Source organism: Streptomyces morookaense (assembly GCF_013030945.1).
GTDB lineage: Bacteria > Actinomycetota > Actinomycetes > Streptomycetales > Streptomycetaceae > Streptomyces > Streptomyces morookaensis.
This window is the reverse complement of record NZ_JABBXF010000149.1, coordinates 1-5,456: the sequence shown is the minus strand read 5'-3', so window position 1 is coordinate 5,456 and position 5,456 is coordinate 1. Positions and strand designations below refer to the sequence as shown.

Annotated in this window: 5 protein-coding genes; 1 reads left to right on the top strand and 4 read right to left on the bottom strand. The window is 74.2% G+C overall.

The annotated features are described in order from the left end of the window. Positions 1-308: 308 nt before the first annotated feature. From HG542_RS33525 to fmt, 4 genes are all read right to left on the bottom strand, one after another. On the bottom strand, positions 309-1,298 hold the full coding sequence (locus tag HG542_RS33525; protein WP_171088152.1) for a sugar-binding transcriptional regulator: 990 nt from the start codon (positions 1,296-1,298) through the stop codon (positions 309-311). A gap of 171 nt (positions 1,299-1,469) precedes the next feature. Continuing rightward, complete coding sequence (rpe, locus tag HG542_RS33520) at positions 1,470-2,156, bottom strand: ribulose-phosphate 3-epimerase (RefSeq protein ID WP_171088150.1); 687 nt, start codon at positions 2,154-2,156, stop codon at positions 1,470-1,472. A gap of 86 nt (positions 2,157-2,242) precedes the next feature. Continuing rightward, positions 2,243-3,688 (bottom strand): RsmB/NOP family class I SAM-dependent RNA methyltransferase, encoded by a 1,446-nt coding sequence (locus HG542_RS33515; protein ID WP_171088148.1) that lies wholly within the window; start codon positions 3,686-3,688, stop codon positions 2,243-2,245. A 39-nt stretch (positions 3,689-3,727) separates the two neighbouring features. Continuing rightward, the gene (fmt, locus tag HG542_RS33510) at positions 3,728-4,672 is read right to left on the bottom strand and encodes a methionyl-tRNA formyltransferase (protein WP_171088146.1); all 945 of its coding nucleotides are present in this window, start codon (positions 4,670-4,672) and stop codon (positions 3,728-3,730) included. A 267-nt stretch (positions 4,673-4,939) separates the two neighbouring features. Between fmt and HG542_RS33505 the strand changes: the two genes are divergently transcribed. Then, positions 4,940-5,431: a hypothetical protein gene (locus HG542_RS33505; RefSeq protein WP_171088145.1), complete on the top strand. Its 492-nt coding sequence runs from the start codon at positions 4,940-4,942 to the stop codon at positions 5,429-5,431. Positions 5,432-5,456 lie beyond the last annotated feature (25 nt).

Genomic DNA, 5,456 nt, shown 5'->3' with positions numbered 1-5,456 from the left:
CTCCGAGGTGAACAGGCGGCGGGACACTCCGCGTCTCCTTGCGTGCAGTCGGTCGGTGTTTCCCGAGATCTTGCCGGTAGGGCGCTCGAGCATCGTTGGACTTCCGATGGATCCCCATCGCCGACACCGCCCAATTGCCGTGGGGGGAACCGGAAATGAGCGCATTGCGGGGCAGGAAAAACGCGTCGAGATCGAACTGGCCGATATTCAGCCCCACTTCGGACGGGGGATGACGGCGCAAAAAATCCCCACGGCGAAACCGGAGGGCTTCGCCGTGGGGCCGGTGCCGAGGTTCGCGGCCTGCGGGCCTACGAGCCGTCCGGGTCGGCCCGGTCCAGGGCCGGGCGGGGGCCCGGGCCCGTCTCGTGCAGCAGGTGGTCCGCCGCCGCGGTGTCGGTGACCAGGCTGGTGACCAGGCCGGAGCGGAGCACCGAACCGATCGCCGCCGCCTTGCGCAGCCCGCCCGCGATGGCCACCACCTCCGGGATGCGGCGCAGCCGGTCCGCCTCGACGGTGATGCAGCGCTCCCCCAGGTCACGGCCGATGCGGCGGCCCTCGGCGTCGAAGAGGTGCGCGGACATCTCGGCAGCGGCGCCCAGCGAGGCGTAGTGCGCGCGCTCGTCCTCGGTGAGCATGTCGTAGACGGTCGAGATGCCCGGGGCCCACGAGCCGATGGACACCGCGGCGACGGTGACCTTGTCGAAGTAGTCGAAGGCCCGGGCGATGCCGGTCTGGCCGCGCAGCGCGGCCGCGGTGGCCGGGTCGGGCAGCAGCATCGGCGCGTAGATCGGGTGCGCCTCGCCGCCGGAAACCTGGGCCGCCCGGCGCACGGCCTCGACCGAGCCGCGCTCGGCGGTGCCCGCGTCGTAGACGCCGGTCAGCTGGACGACCGTGCACGGCGGCAGCCGGTGCAGGGCCGCGGCCATGTGGATCGTGGAGCGGCCCCAGGCCAGGCCGAGCACATCTCCCTCGTGCACCAGCTCGCCGAGCAGGTCCGCGGCCACCTCACCGAGGTTCTCGGGATCGGGCGCATCGTCGGCCGCGTCGGCCGGGGACTCGACGACGACCGCGTGCCGCAGGCCGTAGCGGGCGCGCAGTGCGTCGGAACGCTCCGCGTCCAGCTCGGCCGGCACCCGGATCTCGATCCGCACCAGATCGCGCTCGAGCGCCGTCTCCAGCACCCGGGCCACCTTGAAGCGGCTGACGCCGAACTCCTCGGCGATCTGGATCTTCGACTTGCCCTCGAGGTAGAAGCGGCGGGCCATCGCCGCCGCCTGCACCAGCTCGGCGGGCCCCATGGGCGATGCTGAACGGCCCGTCGACACCGCGGTCTCCTCACTACTTTGCAGACTTCTGCCAGGACTTGATGGACCCGAATGCCGGACCCGACGTCATCCTGTCAGAAACGACGGTCCTTGATCAGGCCCCGACCTCGGCGCTCAGCAATTCGGGCGAGCGCCGGCTGCGGTTCAGTGCCCGCAGGCCCAGGGCGCGGCGGCGGTCGCCTTCTCCGCCTGTGCGCGCAGGCCGCGTACGGCCGCCGCGGGGTCCTCCATACCGTAGACGGCGGAGCCGGCGACGAAGACGTCCGCGCCCGCCTCGGCGCAGCGCTCGATGGTGGTGGCCGAGACGCCGCCGTCGACCTGCAGCCACAGCTGCAGGCCGTGCCGCGAGATCAGCTCCCGGGTGCGGCGGATCTTGGGCAGCATGATGTCCAGGAACGCCTGGCCGCCGAAGCCGGGCTCGACCGTCATGATCAGCAGCATGTCCAGCTCGGGCAGCAGGTCCTCGAACGGCTCGATCGGCGTCGCGGGCTTGAGCGCCATGGAGGCGCGCGCGCCCTGGTGCCGGATCTCCCGCGCCAGCCGGACCGGCGCGGCCGCGGCCTCGGCGTGGAACGTGACCGATCCCGCGCCCGCCTCGGCGTACTGCGGCGCCCAGCGGTCGGGGTCCTCGATCATGAGGTGGCAGTCGAGCGGGATGTCGGTGGCCTTGCGCAGCGACTCGACGATCGGCACACCGAGCGTCAGGTTGGGGACGAAGTGGTTGTCCATGACGTCGACATGGAGCCAGTCGGCGCCCTTCACGGCCTGCGCCTCGTCGGCGAGGCGGGCGAAGTCCGCGGAAAGGATGCTGGGGTTGATCTGCACGGCCATGCCCCAAGCCTGCCATGACGCTGCGCTGTGCGGTGCCGCGGGGCGCCCCGTGAGGGGCGCCTGGTCGCGCCCGCGGGGCGCAGGTATCAACCGGTACGGCGCAGCAGCGCCAAGTACATCGCGTCCGTGCCATGCAGATGCGGCCACAACTGCACGTCCGGGCCGTCGCCCAGCCCCGGCACCCCCCTCATCAGCGGCCGCGCATCGATCCACTCCGCGGCCGGGGCGGGCCCGCCCCGCCCCTTCAGTACGTCGTCGACGACGGCCCGCGTCTCGGCCAGGTGCGGCGAGCACGTCGCGTAGCCCACGACGCCCCCGACCCGCACCGCCTGAAGCGCCTGCCGCAGCAGACTCCGCTGCAGCGGGGCGAACCCCTCCAGGTCCTCCGGCCGGCGCCGCCAGCGCGCCTCGGGACGGCGCCGCAGGGCGCCGAGCCCGCTGCACGGAACGTCCATGAGCACCCGGTCGAAGACGCCCTCCCGCCACGGCGGGCGTGTCCCGTCGGCGGCGATGACCTGGTACGGACCCGGGTTGCCGGCCAGCGCGCGCTCCACGAGGCGCGCCCGGTGCGGCTGCTTCTCCGAGGCCAGCAGCGCGGCACCGCGCTCGGCCGCGAGCGCCCCGAGCAGCGCCGCCTTGCCGCCGGGCCCGGCGCAGCCGTCCAGCCAGCGCCGGTCCGGCCCGTCCAGCGGCGCATCGGCCAGCGCGAGCGCCACCAGCTGGCTGCCCTCGTCCTGGACGCCCGCCCGCCCCTCGCGCACGGCCTCCAGTGCCCCCGGCTCGCCGCCCTCGGCCAGCCGGACCGCGTACGGGGACCAGCGGCCGGGCAGCCCGGAGTCCTCGCCGAGCACCGCCAGGAGCTCGTCCGTGGTGGACCGCCCGGGGCGGGCGACGAGGGTCACCTCGGGCCGCTCGTTGTCCGCCTCCAGCAGGTCCTCGATCCCGGCCCGGCTGCCGCCGAGCGCGTCCCACAGCGCGGAGACGACCCAGCGCGGGTGGGAGTGCACGACGGCGAGGTGCTCCTCGGGGTCGTCCTCGTACGGCGGGGCGACGCGCTCCAGCCAGCCGTCCAGGTCATGAGCGGTGATCTTGCGCAGCACGGCGTTGACGAACTTGGCCCGCCCGTCGCCGAGCACGCAGCGGGCCAGCTCCACGGTGGCGGACACCGCGGCGTGCGGCGGGATCCGGGTGCCGAGCAGCTGGTGGGCGCCCAGGCTCAGCACGTCCAGCACCGGCGGATCGACCTCGCGCAGCGGCCGGTCGACGCAGGACGCGATGATCGCGTCGTACGTCCCCTGGCGGCGGAGCGTGCCGTAGACCAGCTCGGTGGCCAGCGCGGCGTCGCGCGCCTCGAAGCCGTCCTTCTCACGGGCCCTGCGCAGCAGCGGCGGCAGCACGAGGTTCGCGTACGCGTCCCGCTCGTCCACCGCCCGCAGCGCCTCGAAGGCGAGGATCCGCACCGGGTCCTTCTTGGGACGACGGTGGGGTTTCGCGGGTCGGCTCTGCTGACGGCGAGGCGCGTGGTCGTTCACGAAAGGTGCTCCGGAGCTGGGGAAGGCGACGGCTCCAGACTACGCGGGCTGATCGGCCCCGAGCCGCTCGCCTGCGGCGATGCGCACGCCGCGGGCCCAGTCGGCGGCCTTCATCGGCTTCTTGCCCTGCGGCTGGACCCACAGCAGCTCCACCGCGTGCGAACCCGTGCCGATGTGCACGGAGTTCTTGGCGGCGGCGATCGCGCCCGGGGCCAGGTCCGTGCGGTCGGTGGTGAGCGCCGCCGACATGACCTTCAGGCGCTCGCCGCGGAAGGTCGTCCAGGCGCCGGGGGCCGGGGCGCAGCCGCGCACCACGCGGTCGACCCGGAGGGCGGGGGCGGCCCAGTCGATCCGGGCGTCCGCCACGCTGATCTTGGGGGCGAGGGAGATCCCCTCGGCCGGCTGCGGCACGGCCTTGAGGCTGCCGTCCTCGATGCCGTCCATGGTGGCGGACAGCAGCCCGGCGCCGGCGAAGGCGAGCCGGGTCAGCAGGTCGCCGCTGGTGTCGGTGGGGCGGACCTGCTCGGTGAGCACGCCGAAGACGGGGCCGGAGTCCAGCCCCTCCTCGATGAGGAAGGTGGAGGCGCCGGTGACCTCGTCGCCGGCCAGGATCGCGTGCTGCACAGGGGCGGCACCGCGCCAGGCGGGCAGCAGCGAGAAGTGCAGGTTGACCCAGCCGTGCGCGGGAATCTCCAGGGCTGGCTTCGGCAGCAGGGCGCCGTAGGCGACGACGGGGCAGCAGTCGGGGCCGATCTCGCGCAGCCGGGCGAGGAAGTCCTCGTCGCGCGGCCGGGCGGGCTTGAGGACCTCGATGCCGGCCTCCTCCGCGCGCTCGGCGACGGGGCTGGCGACCAGCCGGCGGCCGCGGCCGGCCGGGGCGTCGGGGCGGGTGACGACGGCGACGACCTCGTGGCGCTCGGAGGCGATCAGGGCGTCGAGGGCGGGGACGGCGACCTCGGGGGTGCCTGCGAAGACGAGCCTCATGGGTGGCGAACTACCTCTCCTCGAGCGCCGGGTGGAACGGCGCACCAGTCTAGAGGTGGCCGGGCCCCAGGGGGCGTGCGGGTGGATGCGCGCCCCATTCCGGAGTACGTGCGCCCCCATACCGTGACCCGGCGGGCCGTGGCGCGTTGGGTCAAGAGAGATTGACCGGAGCGGGCCGCAGCCATGGGCCTGCTGCCCTTGCCCGCCAAGGGGCGTCAACTCCCGTCCGTATACGTCACTTTCATCGCCGGTCCGAGAGGCTTGTTCATGCCCGACCACGCAACCCACGACGCCCAGGCACGGGCCAGCCTGCATCTCCTGGTCCGGGACATCGAGAGGGTGCGCCGCCAGGTGGACGCCCTGCGCACCCTCACCGCCCAGCTCGGCAACGTCTACCGCCCCCGCAGGACGGGCCCCTCGGCGGGCTTCGTCGTCTACGGCCGGGCCCCCGCGCCGACCGTGCGCCTGGCGCAGGAGCTGCGGGACAGCGTCGAGACGCTGGTGACGGCCGCGGTGGACTTCGACCGCTCGCTGGGCTTCTCGTGGGACGCGGTGGGTTCGGCACTGGGCGTCACCAAGCAGGCGGTGCACCGCCGTTACGGAGCGCGCCGGGCGAACGGGCAGACCACGACGGAGGCCCCGGCCGAGACGACGGTGCGCACGGCGGAGCCGCCCACGGTCCCCGTGGTACCGGCGGCCCGCTCGGTCCCGGTGCCGGAGCCGCGCACATCGGTGTTCCCGGGGCCGCGTAACGGCTGAGCGCTCCGCGGGGCTGCGGGCCGTG